A 433-nucleotide genomic window follows, 5' to 3' on the forward strand; every position below is an offset into this window, starting at 1 on the left:
ATGGTGATGCGACCCGAGTCAGGAAAATCGAAACCGGCGATCTGCCGCAGCAGCGTGGTCTTGCCGCTGCCCGACGGCCCGAGCAGAGCGTAGAAGCCGCCATCGGCGAAGTCGATGGAGACGTTGTCCAACGCCTTGTGTGCGCCAAAGCTGCGCGAGACATCGGATACCTGCACGCCGGCCATTATTTCTCTCCGCCGAATTTGAAAAACCGCGCCGTCAGCAGCATCAGCGCCATCGACACGACAATGATGATGGTCGAGACCGCGTTGATCTCGGGCGTGAAACCCTTGCGGATCGCGGCGTAGATTTCGACCGGCAGCGTCGTCTGGCCCGGCGTCGCCAGGAAATAGGACACCACGAACTGGTCGAACGAAACGGCAAACGCGAACAGCCCGCCGGCGATGACGCCGGGCATGATCCAGGGCAGCGT

At 61.9% G+C, this 433-nt stretch carries 1 protein-coding gene and 1 pseudogene; both read right to left on the reverse strand.

Annotated elements, in window-relative coordinates; translation table 11 throughout:
* Positions 1-185: ATP-binding cassette domain-containing protein (locus tag EN893_RS37645; RefSeq protein WP_164901576.1), on the reverse strand; the 185-nt coding region annotated here is incomplete at its 3' end.
* A pseudogene (locus tag EN893_RS37650) lies at positions 185-433 on the reverse strand (ABC transporter permease); the annotation flags it as partial. The pseudogene EN893_RS37650 and the gene EN893_RS37645, both read right to left, overlap by 1 nt.

The organism is Mesorhizobium sp. M7A.F.Ca.CA.004.04.2.1 (assembly GCF_004022825.1).
Taxonomy (GTDB): Bacteria; Pseudomonadota; Alphaproteobacteria; order Rhizobiales; family Rhizobiaceae; genus Mesorhizobium.